This window comes from Bartonella sp. CE47NXGY (assembly GCF_042195415.1).
Lineage (GTDB): Bacteria > Pseudomonadota > Alphaproteobacteria > Rhizobiales > Rhizobiaceae > Bartonella.
Map to the genome: position 1 here is coordinate 1 of NZ_JBHIOI010000259.1, position 622 is coordinate 622.

1 protein-coding gene is annotated in these 622 nt (G+C 37.9%); it reads right to left on the minus strand.

Annotation, left to right across the window (positions count from 1 at the left end; all coding sequences use genetic code 11):
* Positions 1-178 precede the first annotated feature (178 nt).
* The coding region (locus ACFIL3_RS10980) for a hypothetical protein (protein ID WP_375682296.1) at positions 179-622 on the minus strand (444 nt) is incomplete at its 5' end.

The following is a 622-nucleotide window of genomic DNA, read 5'->3' on the forward strand; positions in this document are numbered from 1 at the left end:
AGGTTTATAATATTTCGAGTAAGAGCATGTTTGATTTTTTTGATTTCACTGGTTAATTCGTATTTTTTGCACATAGAAGACCCTCACAATCTAATGTGATAAACATTTGCTAAAATTTGAAATGGAAAATTTGCTTAAAAAGCAGGCGCCCCCGCCGCGCCGGCCGCTGCTTTATTAATTAGACCCAGACAATCTCTAATTCACCATAAGGAGAGAGACGTTCAGTATAGGTTTTTATTTTAGTAGACCCGCCGACATTTTCACGAATAACAGCAATGCCATGAATGTTGGCATTTTCAAAAACATGCACGTTATTTGCTATACGAGCGTTTTCATAAACCCTAGCATTGTCATAAACATAGGCATTATCATAAATAATAGCCTTGCCATAAACACGCGCATTACCATAGACATGGGAATTATCAGAAATAACAGCATTGCCATAAACATGGGCATTATCATAAACATAGCCAGCAACGATAGCATTGTCATAAACCCGCGCATGACCATAGATATGACCACAAGTGACAGCCTTGCCAAAAACCCTTGCATTTTCATAAACACGACCAGATTTTACAACACAAGCATTATCATAAACCCAGCAATTGCCATCATGAGAAAG